At 45.2% G+C, this 23,661-nt stretch carries 20 protein-coding genes, 2 tRNA genes and 2 pseudogenes; 15 read left to right on the top strand and 9 right to left on the bottom strand.

The window, feature by feature from the left end; genetic code table 11:
- The first annotated feature begins 73 nt into the window (after positions 1-73).
- From ACH19P_RS02375 to folX, 5 genes are all read left to right on the top strand, one after another.
- The gene (locus ACH19P_RS02375) at positions 74-4,474 is read left to right on the top strand and encodes an ATP-binding protein (protein ID WP_462156927.1); all 4,401 of its coding nucleotides are present in this window, start codon (positions 74-76) and stop codon (positions 4,472-4,474) included.
- A gap of 82 nt (positions 4,475-4,556) precedes the next feature.
- Positions 4,557-5,387, top strand: a complete 831-nt coding sequence (nadE, locus tag ACH19P_RS02370) for an ammonia-dependent NAD(+) synthetase (protein WP_462156926.1) — start codon at positions 4,557-4,559, stop codon at positions 5,385-5,387.
- 140 nt (positions 5,388-5,527) lie between these two features.
- Positions 5,528-6,235 (top strand): dihydromonapterin reductase, encoded by a 708-nt coding sequence (gene folM, locus ACH19P_RS02365; RefSeq protein WP_462156925.1) that lies wholly within the window; start codon positions 5,528-5,530, stop codon positions 6,233-6,235.
- An 11-nt stretch (positions 6,236-6,246) separates the two neighbouring features.
- Positions 6,247-6,801: a GTP cyclohydrolase I FolE gene (gene folE / locus ACH19P_RS02360; protein WP_462156924.1), complete on the top strand. Its 555-nt coding sequence runs from the start codon at positions 6,247-6,249 to the stop codon at positions 6,799-6,801.
- Between the two features lie 9 nt (positions 6,802-6,810).
- Entirely contained in the window at positions 6,811-7,173 is a 363-nt protein-coding gene (folX, locus tag ACH19P_RS02355; protein WP_462156923.1) for a dihydroneopterin triphosphate 2'-epimerase, read from the top strand.
- Positions 7,174-7,191: 18 nt separating this feature from the next.
- Here the strand turns inward: folX and ACH19P_RS02350 are convergent, their stop codons facing one another.
- Positions 7,192-7,629 carry a YqaA family protein gene (locus ACH19P_RS02350; RefSeq protein ID WP_462156922.1) on the bottom strand — a complete coding sequence of 146 codons (438 nt, stop codon included), beginning with the start codon at positions 7,627-7,629 and terminating at the stop codon, positions 7,192-7,194.
- Positions 7,630-7,673: 44 nt separating this feature from the next.
- Positions 7,674-8,045, bottom strand: a complete 372-nt coding sequence (locus ACH19P_RS02345; RefSeq protein WP_462156921.1) for a DUF4870 domain-containing protein — start codon at positions 8,043-8,045, stop codon at positions 7,674-7,676.
- A 246-nt stretch (positions 8,046-8,291) separates the two neighbouring features.
- Here ACH19P_RS02345 and ACH19P_RS02340 point away from each other — a divergent pair, with 246 nt between their 5' ends.
- Together ACH19P_RS02340 and ACH19P_RS02335 are read left to right on the top strand one after the other, a co-directional pair.
- Positions 8,292-8,762 (top strand): DUF2721 domain-containing protein, encoded by a 471-nt coding sequence (locus ACH19P_RS02340; RefSeq protein WP_462156920.1) that lies wholly within the window; start codon positions 8,292-8,294, stop codon positions 8,760-8,762.
- A 114-nt stretch (positions 8,763-8,876) separates the two neighbouring features.
- On the top strand, positions 8,877-9,329 hold the full coding sequence (locus ACH19P_RS02335) for a c-type cytochrome (protein WP_462156919.1): 453 nt from the start codon (positions 8,877-8,879) through the stop codon (positions 9,327-9,329).
- Positions 9,330-9,393: 64 nt separating this feature from the next.
- Here the strand turns inward: ACH19P_RS02335 and ACH19P_RS02330 are convergent, their stop codons facing one another.
- Both ACH19P_RS02330 and ACH19P_RS02325 read right to left on the bottom strand, forming a co-directional pair.
- On the bottom strand, positions 9,394-12,765 hold the full coding sequence (locus ACH19P_RS02330; protein ID WP_462156918.1) for a S8 family serine peptidase: 3,372 nt from the start codon (positions 12,763-12,765) through the stop codon (positions 9,394-9,396).
- A 185-nt stretch (positions 12,766-12,950) separates the two neighbouring features.
- Positions 12,951-13,589 (bottom strand): cytochrome b/b6 domain-containing protein, encoded by a 639-nt coding sequence (locus ACH19P_RS02325; RefSeq protein WP_462156916.1) that lies wholly within the window; start codon positions 13,587-13,589, stop codon positions 12,951-12,953.
- 81 nt (positions 13,590-13,670) lie between these two features.
- On the opposite strand from ACH19P_RS02325, the pseudogene ACH19P_RS02320 reads away from it, so the two are divergent.
- Together ACH19P_RS02320 and ACH19P_RS02315 are read left to right on the top strand one after the other, a co-directional pair.
- A pseudogene (locus ACH19P_RS02320) lies at positions 13,671-14,389 on the top strand (AzlC family ABC transporter permease).
- On the top strand, positions 14,386-14,685 hold the full coding sequence (locus ACH19P_RS02315) for an AzlD domain-containing protein (RefSeq protein ID WP_462156915.1): 300 nt from the start codon (positions 14,386-14,388) through the stop codon (positions 14,683-14,685). The pseudogene ACH19P_RS02320 and the gene ACH19P_RS02315 overlap by 4 nt, the downstream one beginning before the upstream one ends.
- 36 nt (positions 14,686-14,721) lie before the next feature.
- Here the strand turns inward: ACH19P_RS02315 and ACH19P_RS02310 are convergent, their stop codons facing one another.
- On the bottom strand, positions 14,722-14,907 hold the full coding sequence (locus tag ACH19P_RS02310; protein ID WP_462156914.1) for a PA3496 family putative envelope integrity protein: 186 nt from the start codon (positions 14,905-14,907) through the stop codon (positions 14,722-14,724).
- Between the two features lie 369 nt (positions 14,908-15,276).
- Between ACH19P_RS02310 and ACH19P_RS02305 the strand changes: the two genes are divergently transcribed.
- Entirely contained in the window at positions 15,277-16,059 is a 783-nt protein-coding gene (locus tag ACH19P_RS02305) for a YggN family protein (protein WP_462156913.1), read from the top strand.
- A gap of 34 nt (positions 16,060-16,093) precedes the next feature.
- Here ACH19P_RS02305 and ACH19P_RS02300 read toward each other — a convergent pair whose 3' ends face one another.
- Positions 16,094-17,548 (bottom strand): aminotransferase-like domain-containing protein, encoded by a 1,455-nt coding sequence (locus tag ACH19P_RS02300; RefSeq protein WP_462156911.1) that lies wholly within the window; start codon positions 17,546-17,548, stop codon positions 16,094-16,096.
- Positions 17,549-17,643: 95 nt separating this feature from the next.
- On the opposite strand from ACH19P_RS02300, the gene ACH19P_RS02295 reads away from it, so the two are divergent.
- A complete protein-coding gene (locus ACH19P_RS02295) occupies positions 17,644-18,567 on the top strand; it encodes a DMT family transporter (RefSeq protein WP_462156909.1) in 924 nt (307 codons plus the stop codon).
- Here ACH19P_RS02295 and ACH19P_RS02290 read toward each other — a convergent pair.
- The gene (locus tag ACH19P_RS02290; RefSeq protein ID WP_462156907.1) at positions 18,559-19,428 is read right to left on the bottom strand and encodes a diacylglycerol/lipid kinase family protein; all 870 of its coding nucleotides are present in this window, start codon (positions 19,426-19,428) and stop codon (positions 18,559-18,561) included. The two genes, ACH19P_RS02295 and ACH19P_RS02290, sit on opposite strands and share 9 nt — an antisense overlap.
- A 276-nt stretch (positions 19,429-19,704) precedes the next feature.
- On the opposite strand from ACH19P_RS02290, the gene ACH19P_RS02285 reads away from it, so the two are divergent.
- The 4 genes from ACH19P_RS02285 (at position 19,705) to ACH19P_RS02270 (ending at position 21,357) form a co-directional block, all read left to right on the top strand.
- Entirely contained in the window at positions 19,705-19,845 is a 141-nt protein-coding gene (locus ACH19P_RS02285; protein WP_347391491.1) for a hypothetical protein, read from the top strand.
- A 171-nt stretch (positions 19,846-20,016) separates the two neighbouring features.
- A tRNA-Ser gene (locus tag ACH19P_RS02280) sits at positions 20,017-20,107 on the top strand.
- Positions 20,108-20,129: 22 nt separating this feature from the next.
- Positions 20,130-20,222, top strand: a tRNA-Ser gene (locus ACH19P_RS02275).
- Positions 20,223-20,850: 628 nt separating this feature from the next.
- Complete coding sequence (locus ACH19P_RS02270; protein ID WP_462156906.1) at positions 20,851-21,357, top strand: DUF4124 domain-containing protein; 507 nt, start codon at positions 20,851-20,853, stop codon at positions 21,355-21,357.
- Here the strand turns inward: ACH19P_RS02270 and ACH19P_RS02265 are convergent.
- A pseudogene (locus ACH19P_RS02265) lies at positions 21,340-22,448 on the bottom strand (aminotransferase class V-fold PLP-dependent enzyme). The gene ACH19P_RS02270 and the pseudogene ACH19P_RS02265 overlap by 18 nt on opposite strands.
- A gap of 3 nt (positions 22,449-22,451) precedes the next feature.
- On the bottom strand, positions 22,452-23,624 hold the full coding sequence (locus ACH19P_RS02260) for a PrnB family protein (RefSeq protein WP_462156905.1): 1,173 nt from the start codon (positions 23,622-23,624) through the stop codon (positions 22,452-22,454).
- Between the last annotated feature and the right edge of the window lie 37 nt (positions 23,625-23,661).

The following is a 23,661-nucleotide window of genomic DNA, read 5'->3' as shown; positions in this document are numbered from 1 at the left end:
CTTTGGAAATTAGACAATAAGGCTTCATAAACTATAGTGTAGAGAGCTGCTTTTTCTGACCAATTACGCATTAATGAGTGCTTCGCCACAAACACGACTTTACATCAGTTCCTTCTATGCCTTAGTGATTGTGATCCTCGGGATTGCTTTTGCGATCGACCAGGTAATTTATCGTCAGGCGGCACAAAACTATCGCCAAGATGTAGGTGTAGAAGCGCAGCAATATAGTTCACAATTACAAGCGCTCATGACCGCCAACATTCAATTGGTGCGAGGTCTCGTGCCCGCAATAGCTGCGCAACCCAACTTGGATCAACATCAGTTTAATTCAATTGCGCGCAGTATTTTTTCTAGCTCTAAGGAGTTAAGAAATATCGCGCTCGCGCCAAATATGGTTATCACCATGATGTATCCACTGCAAGGTAACGAAGCAGCGATTGGGCTCGACTATCTCAAGACCGACGGCCAGCGAGAATTGATATTAAGCGCGAAAGAAAGCGGCGATATTACCATTGCCGGCCCACTTGAGTTAGTGCAAGGAGGCAGCGGCATAATCGCCCGCTTACCGGTATTCATTGATAACGATGACAATCCTTTCTGGGGGCTTATTTCGGCCGTCCTAGATGCTGAAAAAGTGTTTAGAAACAGTGGTGTCACAGAGTTTTCAAACAAGTATGACGTTGCCTTATATCGCGACTTAGCGAATCAGCAAAAACACCACTTACATGGTCAACGCCAAGCTCTGGCTGATGACGCAATCAGCTTGGCAATTACATTGCCTTCGCAAAGATGGCACTTATCGGTGCGACCCAAACATGGGTGGCAACCGCCAAAAAGCCATTACCTGTACCCTCGCATAGGCATCATTGCTGCTACTTGCTTAATTTTACTCTTTTTGTTTTGGGTCAAAAGGTTATTGCAACAGTTGTTAGTCAATGAGCAGCGCCTGCAAGCTCTGTATGATCTATCTCCAATAGGAATCGCGCTATGTGACGCTTCTACAGGTGAATTTATTCATGCCAATAATGCCTTGTACGACAACGTGCAAATCTCCAAGGAAAAGCTCAAGCGTATGACCTTCAGTGACGTATTTTCACCTGAGCGACACGGAGATCTGCGCCTTCATGAGTTTAAACACAAAGAGCGATTAGCGCCTACCGAGACTTTTTGGCATCAAGACGCCAATTATCCGGTACAAATTTCTGGTGTACGTTTTGATAAGTCGTCGCAAAAAGGATATTTCTGGTTACTCGTAGAAGACCAACGAGAGAAAAAGGCGACCCAAGCCTCATTGTTAGAGAAATCACAAAGCCTTGCCTTAGTGATTGATACTATTGGTGTTGCGATTTGGGATTGGGATATTCGTAGCGGCGAATTGCGCGTCAATGAGCGCTGGTGTGAAATTATAGGCTACTCCCTGGCTGAGCTACAGCCAGTCAATGTAGACACTTGGCTTAATCACATGCACACAGATGACTTAAGCCAATGTAATAGCCATTTAGAACAACACTGGCAGGGCAAAGCAAATCTATTTGTGTGTGAAACTCGCCTCAAGCATAAGCAAGGACATTGGGTGTGGGTTCTTGATACTGGTCGGGTAATCGAGTGGGAGAACACCGGTAAACCGAAACGTATGATTGGTACTCACATCGACATCAGCACGAAAAAGGCAACCGAATTAGCGCTTATCCATGCTAAACAAGAAACAGAAAGTTTCTTTGAACTCAACGCAAACTTCATGGCCATTCTAAACCTCCATGGTTTTATCGAGCGTGTAAATAACCGCATGTACTTTGGCCTCGGCTATGTCGCCAGCGAAATGGTCGCGAACCCTTTCTTGGATTTCGTCTGCACGCAAAGCAAAGAAACGGTACAAGGACACATTGATGAACTTGGCGTACTGAGCAATGAGATTGAATTTGAAGCCTACTTACGTCGCCACTCAGGAAAAAGCGTCTTTTGCCGTATCAATTTGGCGCTAGATGGTAATAAAGACAAAATCTATTTGGTGGCCAGCGATATCACGCAACAACAACAAATTAGCGAGCAACTGATCCACCATAAGCATATGCTTGAAGCTATGAGCGAACAAGCAAACATCGGTGCTTGGGAGTTAAATGTACAAACCAAAAAAGCATTTTGGTCGCCTGTAAATCGAGCAATTCACCATGTTGATCAGCGTTTTGAAATCACAGCTGATAACCTGTTTGATTTTTATATCCCTGCATCGAAGAAGAAAATTGAAATTCTCGTCAACAAAGCTATCACTGAACAAGAAAACTTCGACGTCGAGTTAAAAATCAAAACAGGCCAAGATGAAATGAAGTGGGTCCGCGTACGTGGAGAGGCTGAATTTGTAGATCACCAATGTGTTCGCGTTTTTGGTTCCATTCAGGATATTGACCTCGAAAAACGTGCACAGCTCGCGCAACAACAGTTGTCGCAACGCAACAATGCACTGGCTGCACTGACCCTCAATGAATCAGTTATTGCCGGCAATTTGGGCATGGCCAAACACACTATCACTCGGATGATCAGCCAAACTCTGCGTGTCGATAGAGCGAGCATTTGGCTATTCGATCAGAAATCATCGCACCTCCACCTCATTTCTTTGTATGATTTGAAGCTCAATCGCCACAGCGATGGTGCTGTACTGAGAGCTGGTGAACATCCAGCTTACTTTACAGCGATAAAGCGCCGCGCTGTGCTGAGTATTTCACATGCACAACACGACAAAATTACCGCCGATTTTTTACAAGAATATCTCAAGCCCCTGAATATCCATGCCATCCTCGACTGTGCAATTCCCGGCCGTGATGGCATTGTAGGCGTCGTCTGCGCAGAACACTGTAACGAACCACGTATCTGGAGTGAAAGTGACGAGAATTTCTTGCTCGCGGTCGCCAGTATCATTGGGGGAGTGTTCGCTAACCACGAGCGGCAGCTCACTGAATTTGCGCTGCGCAAAGCAAAAGAAGATGCCGAACACGCAGCAAAAGTAAAAAGCGAATTTCTTGCCAGTATGAGCCATGAAATTCGAACGCCTATGAATGGCGTAATTGGTATGATGGAGCTGCTCAGTCACAGCGACCTAAACGATTCGCAGCTACACCAATTAGATTTAGCACGGACGTCAGCAACGGCCTTACTGAGCATTATCGATGACATACTCGACTTTTCGAAAGTAGAAGCTGGCAAAGTTGACCTTGAAGAGGTGGAATTTGACCTGCACCAGCTATTGAGCCAAACCGTTGAATCGATGGCGCTTAAAGCACAGCAAAAAGGCAACCAAGTACTATTGGATACGCAAGCTGCGGGGTATCAGATGGTTTACGGTGACCCTAACAGATTACGTCAGGTGGTTGCCAACCTGCTCTCCAATGCCATTAAGTTTACAGAAAATGGTAGCATTACGGTGGTTGCACGAATAACCCCTGATGCACGCCTTACATGCAGTGTCATTGACACCGGCATTGGCATCAATGAGGCAGCACAATCACAGTTATTTGATGCATTCACTCAGGCTGATAGCTCCACAACCCGCGAATATGGTGGCACAGGGTTGGGATTGGCGATTGTGAAGCAATTATGTGAACTCATGGGTGGTTCAGTGTCCGTCGCGAGTGAGGTCGGCAAAGGGAGTGCATTCACATTCTCTATTGCGCTCAAAGTGAATAAAAACAGCGCAATTTCTACACTGCTCACAAGCCTGCCTGTGTTCATCATTGACAATGACACCGCGCAGCAAAGCCTTACCGCCAAACATTGCCGAGCAATGGGTGCTCAAGTGCACACTTTTGATAACGATGCCAAATTAATAGACGCACTCACTCAGCCTGTAAGATTAATCGTCGATAGCAACAGCTTGTTTGCACACAATAATGCGTTGCAACAAAAGCTTGAACAGCATCTTCCCAAAGGCAGTAAAGTGCTCATAGTCACACACCTAGAAGAGGCCAAAGAAGCGAACAAAAACATTACGATTAGTGACTATCGCTTGGTCTTTTACCCTCTGACAGCGTATGACATTTATAACGAAGCTACCCCAAAGAAAGAAACCAAGGACTCCGACCCCAACTCATTGCGGGGCATGAACTGCTTGCTGGTAGAAGACAACAAAGTGAATCAGATCGTTGCTACCTCCTTGCTTGATAAACAGGGATGTAAATACACTGTCGCGAACAACGGGCAAGAAGCCATCGATCTATTGAAACACCCTGATCATGGCCCGTTTGACGTGATTTTAATGGACTGCCAAATGCCGGTATTGGATGGTTATCAAGCCGCAACTCAAATCCGCCAAGGTGCTGCAGGCGAGTATTACAGCAGCGCTATTATTATCGCGCTCACCGCCAACGCCATGGAAGGAGACAAAGAAAAGTGCCTCGACGCCGGTATGAACGATTACCTGACCAAACCGCTCAAACCAGACACCCTCATTGACAAGTTAATACAGTGGCATGTGGCCAGTTAGGGCCTGACAACAAGACAAGCTTTAACTTTTCCCTAAATACTTACATAATGAGCGCTTACTACTTAGTTCGAATGAGGAAGTTATGCGAGCCGACATCGTTGCCGAAATGAAGGTGCAACCTAGCATTGATACAGACCATGAAATCGCACGCCGAGTGGCATTTATTAAACACACTTTGCAACACGCACATTGCCATTCTTTGGTTTTAGGTATCAGTGGCGGTGTAGATTCCTCAACGTGTGGCCGTTTGTGTCAGCTAGCAATTGATGAACTCAATGCTGAGCATGAAACCACGCAGTACCAATTTATTGCTGTACGCCTTCCATATGGTGTTCAAGCCGATGAAGACGAAGCGCAACTAGCGCTTGAATTTATCAAACCCAGTCAGCGCGTTACCGTGAACATCAAACCAGCCAGCGACCACATGCATGAGCAGGTTCTGGCAGGCCTAGCGCAAACCTCTTTGAGCCTCCCAGCTCAAGCACAAGTGGATTTTGTAAAAGGCAACGTGAAAGCACGCCAACGCATGATTGCCCAGTATGAACTTGCGGGCCTCAACCAAGGCTTAGTTGTGGGCACCGATCACAGTGCCGAGAATATCACGGGCTTTTACACCAAATTTGGTGATGGCGCTTGTGATTTAGCGCCGCTATTTGGCTTGTCAAAACGCCAAGTGCGAGCCCTTGCTGAGGCACTGGGTGCACCGCAAAGCTTGGTGCATAAAACCCCCACGGCTGATTCCGAGTGCGACCGTCCGGGTTTAGCTGATGAAGATGCGTTAGGTCTGAGTTACGACCAAATCGACGACTTCTTAGAAGGCAAACCACTGAGCCAAGAAGTGGAAGAAAAAATCATCGGTATTTACTTGCGCACCCAACACAAACGCAAGCCTATCCCGACCATTTACGATTAAGCTCTGCGGCACTGGTGTCAGCCAGTGCCACATTAATCCCCCTCCCATACTGATCGCCAACGCTTTTATGCTCGTAAACACTGCAATCATTCTGTCATTTGTTTATAGTTAGAGTTAATCACTCTTATTATTAGGAAGTTATGTCCTTTCCTATTTTGATAACAGGTGCAGGTCAACGCATTGGTTTGGCCCTAGCACAGCATTTTATTCAACAAGGCCAAGCGGTCATCATTACCTATCGTACTCGTCATCAGGCTGTTGATGAGCTTGAGGCGTCGGGGGTAACCTGTATTCAAGCTGATTTCAGCTGCGATGACAGCATCATACGCTTCATCCAAGAATTACGCCAAGCTACACCCAAGTTACGGGCTATCATCCACAACGCCTCGAGTTGGGATTGCGAAAAAACCAATAAAGATTATGCCCAACTGTTTGACGCTATGATGCGTATACACGCCAAAGTACCTTATTTAATAAACCAGTATTGCGAGGACATGCTGAAAATAGAAGGTGAGTTCACAGATGTCATCCACCTGACCGATTATGTCGTCGAAACAGGCAGCCCAAAACACCTAGCTTATGCCGCATCGAAAGCAGCGTTGCACAACTTCACGCTATCTTTTGCGGCCAAATGGGCACCGCATATTAAAGTGAATGCCATCGCTCCTTCATTGATTATTTTTAACGAAGATGACGATGAGCAGTACAAAGAAAAGACCTTGCGCAAATCACTCATGGGTATTGAGCCTGGTTGCCAAGATATTATCGCCGCCGTTGAGATGTTACTCAACAGCAACTATATAACTGGACGCAGCCTAGCTATCGACGGCGGCCGCCATTTAAAATAAACGAGAACACTATGCACGACGATTTGAAAAAAAGTTATCGAGAAATCATTTCCGCAGTCGGTGAAGATCCTAAGCGTGAAGGCCTACTAGACACACCTAAACGCGCTGCGAAAGCGATGGAATACCTCACCAAGGGTTATCGCCAAACGTTAGAAGAAATCACCAACAATGCGGTGTTCACTTCTGATGCAGACGACATGGTGCTAGTTCAAGACATCGAGCTTTATTCCATGTGCGAACATCATTTATTACCTTTTGTCGGCAAAGCCCACATTGCTTACATCCCCAATGGCAAGGTGCTGGGGTTATCTAAATTTGCCCGTATCGTTGATATGTACGCGCGTCGCTTCCAAATCCAAGAGCAGTTAACACATCAAATCGCTCATGCAGTTGAAGAAGTCACCGGTGCGAAAGGTGTGGGTGTGATTGTCGAAGCCAAACATATGTGCATGATGATGCGTGGCGTTGAAAAACAAAACTCTAAGATGCGTACGTCAGTGATGCTAGGTAACTTCCGTACCGATCCAAAAACACGTAATGAATTCTTGCAACTGGTTAAAAACTAAGGCGCGCCTATGACTAACGCCATCATAAACGTTACCAATCTTAGATTACGTACTTACATCGGCTTCAACCCTGAAGAGCGCGAAAAAAAACAGGACGTCGTGATTAACATTGAGATTCACTACCCTGCTGATAGAGCATGCGAACAAGATGAAGTGAACGAAGCGCTCAACTACAAAACGGTGACCAAAGCGGTGATCAGCCTTGTTGAACAAGGGCAATTTTTATTATTGGAAAAACTGGTCGCAGAAATACTGGCGCTGTGCCACGTTCATGACAGCGTGCATTACGCTAAAGTGCGCGTAGACAAGCCACATGCACTGCGCTTTGCCGACTCAGTGTCGCTGACGCTCGATTGGCATCGTTCACCCTAAATGACTCATTGTAAGGCACTACTGTAAGAGTGCCTCAAGACCCAGTGTCATGACGATTACGGCTGCATATCGCAGCCCTTTACCCAGTGTGACTAATAGCAAAAATAGCCCGAAAGGCACACGAAATATCCCACCTACAACCGTAAGCGGGTCACCAACGACCGGCAACCACGCAAACAACAAACTAAATGCACCATAACGGTTGAATTGAGTTTGCGCTTTATCCATCGCTTGCTTGGACACCGGGAACCATTTTCTATCTGCGAAACGGGTTACTTGAGTCCCGAGAACATAATTAACGCAACTACCCAGTACATTACCGACCGTGGCACTGAGCCACAGCAAGAATAATGTATGCTCACTTGTTAACAACAAAGTGCTGAGCAGGACTTCGGACGATCCCGGAAGTAAGGTGGCAGAGATGAATGCACTCAACAACAAGCTCAAGTAAGCCATAGAGCTTTATTCACCTCTTTTTTGATATTAAAACTGGGCGTATTCTATAAGAATTTGAAGCTCAGTGGGTACTTAAACTCTTTGCCTTCGTACGCTTTAATTGACGCAACGATTACCATGATAAATGAGAACAGGGCAACGATTGGTAGCAATATCACACCTATTACTGCGAATATAAGGATGAAGCTAACAATGTACGCAATGAGCATAGTCAATTGGAAGTTAAGCGAATCGCGGCCGTGTCGGTCAACAATAGGCATTTCATCTTTCTTTACCAACCACACAACTAAAGGCCCAAGAATTGAGCCAAAGGGCACGATAAATCCGGCCAATGCTGCCAGATGACAAAGCATTGCCATCGTGTTTTCATCACCACCTTTGGTGTTATTTTTATTTTCGGGTAATACCGGCTCCATGCTCACTCCTGTGATTTTTTATAATGTCATAACTTGTACTTCGAAAACGGGGGTTCTCAGCGCACATTCAGTACAAATATATACCATACTCCAGGTAGTGTGAGCTTAGATATATATCAATTGTGAAAATTAGTCGGTTGCGGGGCCAAACTGTGCAGCGTCTTCGCACTTTTGCTGCCACTCACCCTAGTCGAAATATTTCATAACCGTTACACTGCAATGTCAAACAAGCAAAAAGGAGTACCAGTGAACAACGACGTCGTAAATATTCTCACTATGGCGAAGGTCATCCAAACAGCCGTCGCTCCCGTTTTTCTTATTACCGGTATTGCTGCAACGCTTGGTGTTCTTTCGAGCCGTCTAGCGCGCGTCACAGACAGAGCTAGAACGTTGGAGCGCAAACTAAAAATAAGTAGTGATGAGGACTTTAATCGCTCACTGACTACAGAATTACGAGCGTTACTCAAACGCGCGCGTTGCATTCACATAGCCTTTAGTTTGTGTGTCTTAAGTGCGACCTTAGTGAGTGCGGTGGTCATGTTGCTATTCGTGGCCAGCATTCAATCAGTGAATTTAGGCACCACAATCGCACTGTGTTTTATGATTGCGATGCTGCTGTTGATTTTGGCATTTATCTCACTGTTAGCTGAAGTCTTTTTGGCCACTCGAAGCATGCGTAGGGGCATGATCTTCGCTGATATAGACATTGGTGAATAATCCGATGTAAAGCTGTGCTAACAAGTGTTTAGCGCAGTTATTACCGAAGAGAGCTTGTCATTGAGCAGCCCCTTAGGTAAAAAGGAACATCATTTATTATAAGGGGCAAATGGAATGAAACTTCACGCAATTATCGCCGCAGTAGTCTTGGCTGCAGGCTCAACATCAGCACTCGCAAACTCAGTATTTGAAAAACCAGAAGATGCAATTGACTACCGTCAATCGGCATTTTCTTTGATCCGTGTACAAATTGGCGACATGGGCGACATGTTAAAAGGTAAAATACCTTTTGACGCTGAGCGCTTCCAACAACGTGCAAACAATGCAGCTGCACTGTCTCAAATGCCGTGGGAAGCATTTGTAGCGGGTTCCGACAAAGGCGAAACTGATGCACTACCTGCAATCTGGGAAGACCGCGCAACCTTTGATGCTAAAGCAGATGCATTTGCTAAATACGCTCAAGAGCTTGCCGTTGCAGCGCAGACTGGCGACAAAGAGCAAATCGTTCCAGCGTTCCAAAACTGGGCGAAAGGCTGTAAAGATTGCCACAAGTCATTCAAAGATTAATCCTCATTTGGATAATAAAAAACGGCGCTACAAGCGCCGTTTTTTTATACTACAAGCAACAGGATTAGCCGCGACGGCGACGTAACCACAGTGCAGGGGCCATTAGCAGAGTTAACCAACCCCAAGTACCTGAACTTGTGCTTGTTTTTGGTTGAACTTGAGGCGCTGGCTGCTCTGCAGCTTCATCAAGTAAGTTCTTCACTTTAACCACAACGGTTGCTTCGTTTGAGATGTTACCTACTGAGTCAGTAGCAACAACTGTCAAGGTTGCCTGCTCAAGACCCGCGTCGAAGTCCAACAACTCACCCTTAGCAACAACAACATCCCCGTTCGCTGTAACATCAAATACTGTCGATGTTGAACTCGTCACGATGAATTCAGAAATTGCGCCAGCTAACGGGGCATTACGCATCGCAGCTAAGGTACCAATCACTGTGCCATTTGCAGAGTTCTCTGCAACGGTAAACTCAGCATCTGCTAGGCTTGGTGCCACACCCATGTCTGCGCGCGGTGATGTAACAACGGCAGCTGAACCAGACGTTGACAGTACAGTGAAGTTTGCATCAGCGAATAGGAACTGAGCTGTTTCTCCTGGTGCTAGGCTTTCAACCACATCACCCTGTCCATCTACAGCGAGTGCCACGGTTTGTGCTGGCGCAAAGTCATAACTACCCATTACCGAGTCAACCGCGCTAGCACCTGTGCTGTCATAGTATCCTTCACCTACACGGAAACGAACGGTCGCATTCAATGTGCCAAGGTCTGAAGCTGTTAGGCCATAGTCCTCAATACAGTTCTGTAACGTGACAAAGTTAGTACCACTGTCAAAGAATAGGTCGTTCAGTGAGTAAGTCGGTACAGTGTAAGTCACCGCAATCGGTGGTACACCATCAACAAATGAGCGATAGCTCAGCGAGTGTGAACGCACATCCCAACGACCATCATTGTCTAAATCGAACTCCGCTGCGAAGTTACCGATAAAGTTTGATGTAATTGGCTGATCAAGCACGATAGTGGTAAATACACCATAGCCAGATGCACAGAAGTTTGCAGGTACTTGCAAGGTTTCTACGCTACCTGAAACAATGTCTAGGCGCTCAGAGTCACCCACTTCGTCTACTGCCGTATTCTCTAGAATTACTGGAACAAAGTCCGTAGCCCCTTCATTGGTGATTGTATATACAACACCCTCTTCCGTTTTCTCAGCCCCAAAAACTGGCTTAGCAGCTGCGCGTGGTAGAACGTGATACACCAAGTGCAACGCTTCCTCACCACTTTCATTGAAGATCAGTGCACCGTCTAATTCAGACTTAGTTAAAAATTCTCCCGCTTCTGACTTCCAAGCATTGGTGTAATTGATTTTCCACTCAGGCAATTTTGTAGGGTCAACAGTTACGGTCACATCAAATTCAACTGTTTGACCTGCAGGGATGGTAACTGATGCAGGATATTCAGCGCTAATTGCACCTGATTCAGCATCATCAGCAAAGCGCTGCTGCCATGCAAGATCATAGGTTTTCGCTGAGTTAGAGAAGTTCTTCACCTGCACCGTTTTGGTCATTGTCGTAGCTTCAGCAAGACTCTGGAAACCAAATGACAATGCAGCTTGACGAGTGTCTTTTGCCCATGCAGCAACAGGTAGATTTGCGGCTTTTTCAACATCCACAAGACCCGAACCAATTAAGCTGATAGGCGCAAGCTCTGTCTCTGGGTCTACTGCACGCGGGGTCATGGTCACATCTAGGTTAGCCGCATTCATGATCGTTGCTTTAAGCTCATGTGCGTTACGCTCAGGCAAAGCTTCTTTAAGAATACTCATCGCACCCGCTGTGATTGGGCCAGAGAAAGAAGTACCAGATGCACCAGACTCGCCTGTACCTGTGCCAGGATGAGCAGTCATGATGTTCACACCTGGCGCAGTAATTTCTGGCTTAAGTAAACCGCTTACTGATGGACCACGTGAAGAAAAGCTCGCTACTGCGCCATCTGTGGTTACTGTATTCACGCTGACGCTAAAGCTCGCGCCTTCTTTAAGCTGCATGCCTATCGCATAGGTAGTACCTACAGAAGGAATGGTTACGTTCGCATCAAAACCACCCATTGGCGCTGGCGTGCCATCATCATTGTTGTTGGCGATAATAACAAAGGCTGCACCTTTAGCTTGCGCAGCTAATACTTTCTCAGTGAACGCACAACCACCACGGTCAATAAGAACAGCTTTGCCTGTAAAATCAACATCATCTGCAAAGGCTTCACATGCTGTTTGGTTAGCATCTGGGTAGACCAGCTCAATGTCATCGCTACTAAAACTAAAATCAGTAGGTCCAAAGCTTGCACCTTGGAAAATAGCTTCCTCACCAGCCACTGTGCCGGCAGCCACGCTTGCCGTATTGGTCGGGTGTGTCATCGCCCCCACAGATAACGCATTCTCTGATGTACTAGGGCCGCCTACGATATATGGAATGTTGTTATCGTTACCAGCAGAGACAACCACATTTGTGCCTAGCGTTACAGCGCGGTTAATAAATAGACCCACGGCATCTTGAGCCACATCACCAAAATCTCCACCGAGTGACATGTTAACAACGTCTACACGGTCTTCGATATCCAAATCGCCGTTTGGATCCATAGCAGCTTCAAGTGCCATCAGCTGTGCAATACCTGGACAACCACCTGCACACACTGAATACACAAACAAATCAACATTCGGTGCAATACCACTTACAGAATGCGATACATGAGTACCGTGGTTGGTACCATTGTCTATTGGGTCCGGGTCCATGTTGTAGAAATCATAACCACCTTTCACAATACCTTGTGGCCATGTCACGGTTTCATCGGCAATAGCCGCTGCATACGCTTCTGCTGTACCCTCACCGCCGAAGGCAGCATGAGTGTAATCGATACCAGTATCAAGAACGGCTACACGGACACCTTCACCCGTAGCGATTTCATTTTCCACTAGCGGTGTCGCGTTGATGTAATCAGCGCTGTCTGCAACAGCAAGTTCATAGTCGTATACTGGGTAAATTGCTTTAACGTCTTGGTGTTTTTCTAACTGCTTTACTTGCGCTTCTTCACCGTCTACTACCAATGCATTGGCGAGTTTAGAAGTGCGAGTCAGAACGTTAAGGCCCAAATCCATATTTTGCATGTCGCTCATAACACGCTGTTGGATATCAGAAATTTCTGCACTTACAGATGCTTGGTTTGCTTTACTTACACCGTAAAGGTGTTGACCATTTAATTCTACCAACCAGGCAACGGCTTGTTTTTGTTGCTTTAATTCAGCTACTTGACGCTGAACAAGCGGCTTTTTTTGGCCATCAAATAACTTAGGTTGTGCTGTTAGGTTTGCGCTGGCTGCAGAGGCACTGACCAGCGCAGAAGAGATACCGAGAGCGAGTGCACTCAGGCGAATTTTATTATTATTCATAGATGGTTTCCTATTTATAGTTCCGTTACGCTTTATCCAAGCGTCGAACAATATAACTAAAAACAGGTACGTTACAATCCGGCACACTTGTAAACGACTAGTTAACATACAATGTAAGCGTTTACTTGGTGAAAAAACTACTATGAAGCAATAACTTATTAAATTTGTAACAATTCTTTACAATTCTATGTAAAGAGTGCGACGAATGGCTCGTAACCCCACGTCAACATTAGCGACGCTAATGCAAACATGAAAAAAATAAATGCTGGCCAACTCGCTTTCACTTGCACCAGTTCATTAACTTGTTGATTACGACCAGTGATCATAGCAGGAACTAACTTTTTTCCACGAATGGCGTACACAATTATCGCCAAAATGTGTAGCGCAATCGCGATGAGCAGCCAGTCGAAATTTTGATGATGTAATGATGATGCGAGCTCAACCCACTCGTAGGGAACATGTTGAACTAATGGACCATCGGTTAGGATGTCGTCCGTTGTCATCAAGCCTGTGGTCAACTGCAACGCTATCAAGATAAAAAAGGCTAATACCATATAGCCGCCTGCGGCATTGTGGCCAGCTCCTAGACGCTGAGATTTAAACGCCTCAACGACCGCTTTGGGCCCATTTATTAGCGCAGATAATCGCGCAGTATCACTGCCAAACAGCCCCCATACAACACGGGTTAAGAGCAATGCACAGGTTACATAACCGAGCACAAAATGCAGATCCATTGCTCCTTCTTCGGCAGAAAAATACAACCCAGCTAAACAGGCGACTAATGCCCAATGGAAAAACCGAATAAATCCATCCCAAACTTTCATAACTGCTCCACGTCTTTTGCAATGAGGGTGATTATGCCAAACTCTTCGTGCAGAGCGAACTTTACACGATTAGATTTAGATATGACCCGCAATAAAGCACCAATAAACAAGAAAAATTTAAACAAAGCCGCCTTTTTCAAAGGCCAGCTAGATATGATGCCGCTTAACTTAGCGGTGTTACCTTGGGGATATTGTGTGGCTCATTGGCGATGCAGAATGGTTTTAGTGCCATAGAGGCTCAATTGATGTCTCTGCTTGTATTTGCAGGTTCTGCGCAGCTTGTGGCAATAGAGCTCATTGCCAACAACACCTCTTTACTTACCATAGCAATCACCACTTTTATCATTAGCTCCCGCCATTTTCTTTACGGATTGGCAGTTCGGCAAAAAGTTATTGCCCAACCTTTGCGTTGGCGCTTACCTGTGAGTTTTGTTTTGACGGATGAGCTGTTTGCGTTTTCCCACCACCCAAAAGCGTATCAAACGAAGGCGCGTCTAATTTATGCCCTCAGCGCAGGTTTTAGCTTCTACGTATTTTGGAATCTTTGGACGTTAATTGGCATTGTTGCGGGCCAATTGCTTCCTGACTTAACCAATTTAGGTCTCGATTTCGCTATTGCGACAACGTTTATTGCCTTGGTTGTTCCGTCGATTAAAAACCGTGCAACACTACTCTGTGTGATTGTCTCAGGAATCAGTGCGGCAGCACTTAAATCGTGGGGGTTTGATATGTGGCTTGTAGCAAGCGCTTTACTGGGTATGGGCTGCGGATATTTTATGACGCGCGAGGTGAAACAATGATTACCACGCTGTTGGTCATGGCCGCAATTACGTTTTCAAGCAGATATCTATTTTTGCACCGCTCATTGCCGTTCAGAGTAGGCCCTAGGATGCAGCGTTTTTTGAGCTTTAGCGCACCTGCAGTGCTAACCGCTATCTGGGTGCCTATTGTCTTGCTCCCTGATGAGCAATGGCAAGTTAGTTATACCAATCCGTACTTAGTAGCGGCGGTTGTGGCTATTATCACTGCGTATAAAACGCATAGCATCTACGCCACTACATTTTTATCTATGGCGATATTTTTCGTATTACGTTAGTTACAACTAAAAAAGGGGCATAAGGCCCCTTTTTATTTATTCCGTAATGTCGTCGAAATCATCGTAGCCGAGATTCTTTCTGAGCTTTCGCTGCTCTAGATAATCATCAAGCTTCTTTTTCACTTTGCGTTTACGACGATCATTTTGATTGCGTCCAATCGCTTCGTATTCATCTTCAACAAAATCGTCTTCTACCGCATCATAGGAATATGTTTTACCCACAATACACTCCAAAAAAATCAAAACAGTGATCAATGTAGCTAGGTTGCTCATTGAATAAAGGGCGTAGAGCCTTCGAGTGAATAAATAGCTGCTAATCCGAAAACTGAAAAGTGAGATTTTTTTATCGTATCGACAAACATATTTAATTAACAAATTAGTCGAAATTACACACTGTCGTTAACGCCAATGAAATTACATATTTTTTACACCATTAGTTCATTACAAATCAGCTAAATGTTGGTCAAATTAACTAAAAAAGTCAGCCTGCTCTTGATTGGTTAATTTTAACTATTTGATATTAATACAGTTTGTATTTTGGCATCGAATTTGAATTATTCAGTAAGTTACTCTTTCAACAGGTATTTAAAAATGAAAACTACATCACTTGCTATCATCTCAGCTATCGGTCTATCAGGCGCAGCTTATGCTGAAGAAACTAATTCCATTTCGTTCGGTTCAGAGCAGTGCAATATTGAGTTTAAAAATGATGTACGTATTGACCCACAACGCATTGAAATCACTAACGCACAAAATCAGCATTTAGTATTTGAGCACGGCCAACTTAGCATTGACGGAAAATCGGTCGATCTCAACAGTCAACAGCAACAAGCATTGGCAAACTATGCCGATAATGTGCGAACTTACATGCCTGAAGTAGCTCAAATCGCGTTGGATGGCGTAAAAATTGCTGGTGTCGCTATCGAAGAAGTAGGCACAGCGTTTGGGATCCAAAGCAGCGATGCACTCACTGATCTTGTCGATCAAATTGGTGTGAACATCGAGCAGACCTTCTATCAAAACGGCGCTTTTGTGATGGGTAAACAAACGTTTGAGCAATTGGGTGATGATATTGAAAACCAATTTGATGAAGACTTCGAACGCGCAATGGAGCAAGCGGTTCTTCAATCAATTGGGAGCGTTTTCATAGCGCTAGGCTCTGAGCTTATTGGCTCTGGTGGCGATATGGATGAGTTTGAACAGCGCATGGAGCGTTTGGGCAAACAAGTTGAGCAACGAGTAGAACTGCAAGCTGCAAATATTGAAAAGCGCGCAGATGCTCTTTGCGTATCCTTCACTGAACTCGCGGCGCAAGAGCAACAGCTAATTGGCATGGTTCCAGAACTAAAAGATTACCAATTACTCAGTAACTAATCAGTACCCTTGCCGGTTGAGCCAGACCACTGGCTCAACTGCTTCTCCCTTTTTGCACTTGCAGGCAGAGCGCTCCCAACATCGCTACTGCCTTTTCTATTTTTTCATTCCACTCCACACCATAACTCAATCGCATACACTGGCGATATTTATCTGTGGCGCTAAAAACGGCGCCAGGCGTTATACTGATACCGCTGTCTAATGCCCTATGAAAGAGGGCTATCACATCATATTGTGACGGTAGCTGGATCCATAATACGCACCCTCCTTGAGGGTTATTCATGCGGGTTCCTTCAGGAAAATGCCTTTGAACAAGTGCTCGCATACGTTCTTTGTTCAACGCTAAACGTTGGCGCATAACACGTAAGTTTTTGTCGTAATCACCACTGTTCATAAACTCGTATAAAGCCCATTGATTCATCAGTGACGAAGCGCAGCTCATGGCTCGTTTCAGGCGTCTTGCCTGAGGGGCAAACTTCCCCGCGATCATCCAGCCGACTCGATAGCTCGGCGCCGCCGTTTTTGATAATGAAGAGCAGGTGATCACATTGCCCATGGTCGAAAAGTACTGAGCTGGCTTCGCATCATCCGCTTCATAGGCCAGCTCACCGTAGACATCATCCTCAATGAGCACTGCGCCGCGCTGCTCAACCAAGTTCACCAGCTGTTGGCGTCGCTCATTTGGCATTTTTGAGCCTAATGGATTACTGATACACGTTGAAAAAATACAGGCTTTGATGTCATGCTCTGCGAACGCTCGTTCAAGGTCTTCAATACACAACCCCTCTTGCGGACACATGGGTATCTCAATAACTTTCAAGCCCAAGCTTTCTAACATTTCAATGATGCCGAAATAACAGGGCGATTCCACCGCAACTATATCGCCTATTTGCGTAACGCATTGAACGGCAATATGCAGCGCCTCTTGCGCACCATTGGTAATAATCAGCTCATCACCGTTTACGCCAATAGCAAAATCGAGATAACGATTAATGATTTGCTTCTTTAACGCACTGAATCCATCATGGGGGCCGTAATTGATGGCTTTTTTACCAGCAATATTCATCACTCTGCGCATTGTGCGGCTGAGTACTTTGTCCGTAGAACTCACTGATACTGGATTTGCGATACCCAAAGGAATGACCCCTGGTCGATGTAACCCTTCGAAAACCTGCTCGATAAGTTCTTGTTTATTAACCTCAACAGGTTGTCTGGCCAAAGCGATGCGACCCACTTGATTGCAAGGCTTACAGGCTAAGTTTAGATAAAACCCGGACTTCTCACGCGCGCTGATCACCCCTTGGCGCTCAAGCTCTTGGTAAGCTTGTTGGACTGTGGGAATGCTAATAGACAGCTTATTAGCCATACTTCTCAGAGACGGGAGCTTTTCTCCAGCACTCAATGTGCCGTGTGCTTGCATATCTTTTATCAAGTCAATTACTTGTTGATACAAGTAGACTGAACCTTGCTTGTTGACGATCCGTGACATAACAATCTGTATAGGTGCATTTTGTTGTTTTCTGTTTATGTACAGTATACAGAATCAGCTTAAAATACCAGCTTTAAAAATGTCGGAGCCTCACCATGAAAAATGCCATGCTTTACTTTTTTACTGTTCTTATCTGGGGTTCGACTTGGCTCGCTATCGAATTTCAGCTCGGCGATGTTGAGGTTCAAGTATCGTTATTCCTGCGCTTCGCTATTGCTGCCGCTTTGATGTGGTCTTTTGTGCTATTTAAAAAATTGCCAATGCGCTTTTCTCGGCGTGACCACGGCTTCTTCGTGCTCCTAGCGCTGTGTAATTTTGGCGCCAACTACCTTATTCTCTACTGGGCGCAGCACTACCTCACATCAGCTATGAGCTCTATTGCCTTCAGCACGTTATTATTGATGAACATAGTAAACACACGTTTGTTTTTTGGTAAGCCCATCGCCAAACGCATCTATTTCGGCGCGGTGTTAGGTGTAGTGGGTATCGTTATCTTATTCTGGCCAGCCATTGCCACATTAGATTTGAGCAACGACATCCTGTTCGGCCTGCTGTTATGCTTGGGTGGCACGCTGGTCGCCTCAATCGGCAATATGGTGAGTGTGCGTAATTCAAATGCACAAGTGGGTATCATGCAAGGTAATGCATGGGGCATGTTGTACAGTATGATTGGCTTAGCGGTCTTCGTTTTGGTTAGTGGCGCATCACTTGATTTTAGCGCAACCACTGCTGCTTATTGGCTATCACTGCTGTATTTGAGTACCTTTGGGACGGTTATCGCATTCGCCTGCTACTTTGTGTTGTTACGTAATATTGGCCCAGAAAAGGCAAGCTACGTCATTGTTTTGTTCCCACTTGTTGCAGTGATACTGAGCACACTGTTTGAAGGATTTATTTGGCAGTTGAATACCGTGTATGGCTTCATTTTTGTACTGCTGGGTAACGCCATCGTATTGACGCCATTTGAGAAAGTTGCCAATGCATTCAAACTACACAAGCAGCGTAAAGCATTAGTTTAGTTCTTTAGGAACAACAAACCGAAGTGCTGATTTTTGCACTGAAAATGTGGCGGGGGTTGTACCTATGTACTCACCATCCGCCTCGATTCCTATATTTGCTGTATGGACCTGCAGCTGTTCAGTCGCAGATATAGCCACTTGGGGAAGTTGAACATGCTTGCCCTGATAACTCAAGATAAGCGCTTGGCATTGCCGCCAAAACGGCGCCGCACCAATTTGCACACATTGTAAAAAGCCATCATCAATTTTTGCACTCGGTGCCAGGCGCATCCCTCCGCCAAAGAACTGTCCATTTGCTAGGCACATCATAAGCAGTTGTTTTTGATGGCTTTGCTTGGATGAAAAAGCCAACATTGAAGGGGCATAGCGATATAACATTCTGACGCCTTGCCACGCATAACTTAAATGCGCCCAAGGACCGCGTTTACCCGAGCAAGCTTTGACCACCGCAGCATCGTATCCCACACCAGCTATGTTGATAAAGTAACGCTCATTCACCTTGCCTAGGTCAATATAGCTACTTTTCCCAAAGAGCGCGGCTTCAAGCCACTGACGCTCATCACAACGCCACTGCCTTGCGAAATCATTGCCACTCCCGCACGGAACAAGGGCGAGCTCTAGCGTTGAGTTGGCAAACGCATTGACCGCTAAGTTTAGGGTACCATCGCCACCGAGTACGACGACCCGAGAGACGGTTCCGTGATAACTTTGTAAGCTTTGTAAGTCCGCACAAAAATCTCCACTTGTCGCCATTTCGCAATAGTCGAAATCACGCTCATCAAGTTGTTCACAAACATTTTTTAGTTGCGATTTCGTTTGCAAAGGATGATACAGGATTAAAAAGGTATTTGGACGACTCAAAAAGCACACCTAAAACAAATATGATTCATCTGAATAAATATGCACATTATTGCAATCCTATAGACTTAACAAGCTAAAAAACCTTTGTACATGCACAATTAGATAAATTAGCCACGACATATCCATGCATATTTGGCGTAAAATCCAACTTAACAAAACATTAATCGGATTAGAATTACTTATTCGAATGGGCCAAAATAAATCGTTTTATTTTCAACCGCTCTGGTTGCAAAATAGCCTTGTTTTCAACCATAGGCACAACGCGGAGCAGACACCATGAACCCAGTAAATACACTAAATCAAACAGCAGCGAATCACGTAGCAGTTAAACCAAGCAAACGCAGAGCAAAGATGATGGCTAAACTAAACCGTTTCGGTAAAGAGTTAGCATTAAGCGGAGTTGTACGTTACAAGTAATTAATTACTCTAATGTTACTTTGCTCTACCTGTGACGGTGCTAAGAACCAACCAACTTAGCACCCAATCTCGCTAAAATTCGCTTATCCCCCCTGAATTAGCACAAAAATCAAGCAAACGATCCGTTTCCTATTTACACCGCCCTTTTCGCTCAGTATTATCCTACCCCATGGAGAGATGGCTGAGTGGTTGAAAGCACCGGTCTTGAAAACCGGCATACGTTAATAGCGTATCTAGGGTTCAAATCCCTATCTCTCCGCCAAATTAACAAACTGATTCGCGCCGGAGAGGTGGCCGAGTGGCTGAAGGCGCTCCCCTGCTAAGGGAGTATAGGGTTTGTAGCCCTATCGAGGGTTCGAATCCCTCCTTCTCCGCCATTAGTTTTAAAAGAACCGCCTTTATGGCGGTTTTTTTATAACTAAATTTTGAGTAGGCGGTCTTGGTTTGAACCCTTCGTTCGACAAAATGTCTGGAACATTTTGAGCCGCGTACGCGCCCGCAGGGGCGAGTGTAAGGATACACGAGCGCTCATCCCGAATAGAAGCCATTAGTTATGATAAAAAACCGCGCGTTGTCGCGGTTTTTTGCTTTTCGGCGTTCAGTCGCAAGCGTCCAGCCTGCGGCGTCTTAGAACTGCGAAGTTTTACTTCGGTTTCTTCGACCCTTCTCCGCCATTAGTTTTAAAAGAACCGCCTTTATGGCGGTTTTTTTATAACTAAATTTTGAGTAGGTGGACTTGGTTTGAACCCTTCGTTCGACAAAATGTCTGGAACTTTTTGAGCCGCGTACGCGCCCGTAAGGGGCGAGTGAGGTTGCAAGTGCATGAGTACACAAAAACGCAATTAGACACTCCAATCCAAACTCTTTCTGATTAGTTCGCTACGTTTTATACAATGTTAGTTCAACTACTTATCTTTTATAGTTATTTGTGAAATTCCAACAATTTATTGATTTCCATCTTCAAGCTTCTAGAATCGATATATCGAAGACTTACGGACATCTCCAATGAAGGTCATATCACCAGCTCTATTTTTGCTTACGCTTTTGGCCCTACCAGCACACTCTGCTGTTTACAAATGCACTATCAATGGTGTGGTCACTTTCAGCCAATTACCTTGTGGTGATGATGCACAGATCATCAATATTAGAAGTTACAAGTCTTCAGCTGCCGATGAAGATGATGGTGAAAAGAAACAACCTGAAACTAAGCCGAATGAGATCGATGGCTATCTAGCTTCGCAAGATATCGATCGTAAGATTAACGAACACCAACGTAATATTCAGAAGTTTGAACAAGAACAAGTTGAGCAATTGGCTTTAATAAACAATATAAATCAAGCTACGGCAAATTATCTCGGTGCCAACTCTATCGATGAAGCTAAAAAACAGCAAGCAGCCATAATTAATGCCAATTATAGTGCACGCCTAAAATACGAAAGAGAATCCATTAAAAAGCTAGAAAAAGAAAAGGCTAAACTCAATGAAGCAGCTGAATCAAATCAGCCGCTGTAATTCGTGTACTAAATGAAGAGCGTCATTAGCATCGTTGTAAAGATGAAACGACACGCGCGCACCTAAGTGACGCTCATCGACACTTATTCCCGCACTTTGCAAGCGAGGCAAAAGGTGTGCTTGCTGCTCACCTAAGTTCAAAATAAGCGTACCGCTGCGATGTTCTGCCAGTTTAGGTGAAACTATAATCTCTCCCAACGCATCTATCACTATTTGTTGCATCGCCAAGTTATGATTACGCACATTTTCTACACCGAAGTTATTAAACCAAGCAATGCTGTGCGCCGCTAAAATGTATGGTGCAACACTGGGAGTGCCCCCCAAAAGCGCAACGCACTGTCGTGATAAGCGAAATGGTGAATATCAAATTCGAATGGATTTTCGTGCGAAAACCACCCTACATCTTTGGGTTCGCACGCAAGAAGTTGTGCGTCGCTTACCCAAATGTACGCAGCCCCTGGTCCACCACACAGCCACTTGACGCTTGAACCTATCATAAAGTCGGGCTGTAAAGAGGCCAAATCGATAGGGATAATCCCCGCAGCTTGCGCCACGTCAACGAGACTCAGTACTCCGCGTTGCTTGGCAACATCAATGATGTCAGCCACTGGCGCTTGCTTTCCTGAATTGGAGTACACCTGCGAGATAAACACCAAATCAATATCAGGCGTTAAATATTGTTCCCACACATTCGCGTCACACACGTCTTGTGTAGCAGGAATAAACACAATCTCGCTGTCTTCAGATAAAGACTTTTGCAGTGCAAACCCCATACTTGGAAAGTCTTGCTCCGACATCAGTACCTTACTCTTCGCTTTATTCAAACGTGGGTGTGAATGCACTAATTTTGTGAGCGCGCTAGATAGATTGACTTGTGGGCAAAACAACATTGCATCACTGTTGAATAGCTTAGCAAGCTGTTGTGTAAAGTCATTCACACCCGACATCCATTGCTGCCATGGTTCCGTCTGACCCTTTTCCCACGGAGCAAAGAAGGTATCGCTAAAGTGCTGTTGAGCGCTTTTCAGCGGACGACCAACTGAGTGACTCAGCAAGTACGTACTGTCGGGTAAAATAAACTGTTCTTTCATGCCTTAATCCAGTAACTCAGTTAGTCGGTTAATATCATCATAACGAGTGAAAATATCATTTCTGGGTCGCGCAGCGCGGCGGTCACGTAACCTCTCCAACTGCGCTAACAGCACAGGTAATGGCGGTCCACTCGCGGTGACTTTCTCTTGATGCGGCTCTCCCAAGTCTTGGTTTGGAATGCGAATATACTTTTCTACCAGCTGATTATGATGCTGAATTGCTGTTTGCCCATGCAATTTACATACTTTCAAAAATGCTTTTAGGTTGTCTTGGAACCATGGCGCCTTGTGATGCACCTCATCAACGTTTAAAAACTCATCCATAAACGAAGGTAAACGCATGCAATGACGCAACACCTTTTGATCCTCTGGCATCATATACAAAAACTTATCCACCAACATTTGCGAATAGCTGGTTTCGTTTGCTTGGCAAAGACCTAACAACATATCAATCACGTTGATACCAGCAAAATCACCGGCGTTAGCACCACGATACACCTCTTTCCCCACACGGTATGGCTTATAGTAAGGACGTACACAATAGAAAAAGCGGTCAGTGTCCAAGTTCTGGAACAAGTAGTTGTTACTCTGCATTACATCTTTAAGAGCTTGCTCAACTACCGAAAGTAAATCTGCTGCAATCGGGTGTGAAATACCTAAAGGCTGTAAGCGCAACAACGCATCTGCAGCACGTTTGTAGGCAAGAATAGCCTTGGTGTTGTAATCGACAAACAGCTTTTCATCTTCTAAATCTGTGAAACGCTTATATAGGCCATTGACCGCACTGTTGTGGGTACACAAATGCGCAGTTGCAAAACGTGGTGTCACACCAATAGAAGCACCGATGTGCATTGCGAGCGTTGAGGCATCGAGCAATGGAGAATGAGTTTCTCGCGATGGTTCCGTAATTTCATGACGACGACATGCAGCCATAAATAATCCTACATTGCCAAGCAAATCAAAGGCGTTATCAAAACCCTCATCAGTGTTGCCCTCAGCAACAAGGTGTTTAATTAATGCATTGCCTTGCTCCACTAATTGTTGCTTGAGTGCTTCACCCACTCCCTCAACATTGGCTCTATCACCTTGTTGCCAATAGAGGTCTTCAAGCTGATTGTTAATCTCAACGAAATCGGTGCGCATCCAGTTATCGAATGCTCGGCTATGTGTTGTCATTTTCTTGCTCTTTGTAAGCCTGTTAATGGCAATAACA

The organism is Pseudoalteromonas sp. GB56 (genome assembly GCF_054923835.1).
The sequence above is the reverse complement of the archived record's forward strand: the minus strand, read 5'-3'. Positions and strand labels throughout refer to the sequence as shown.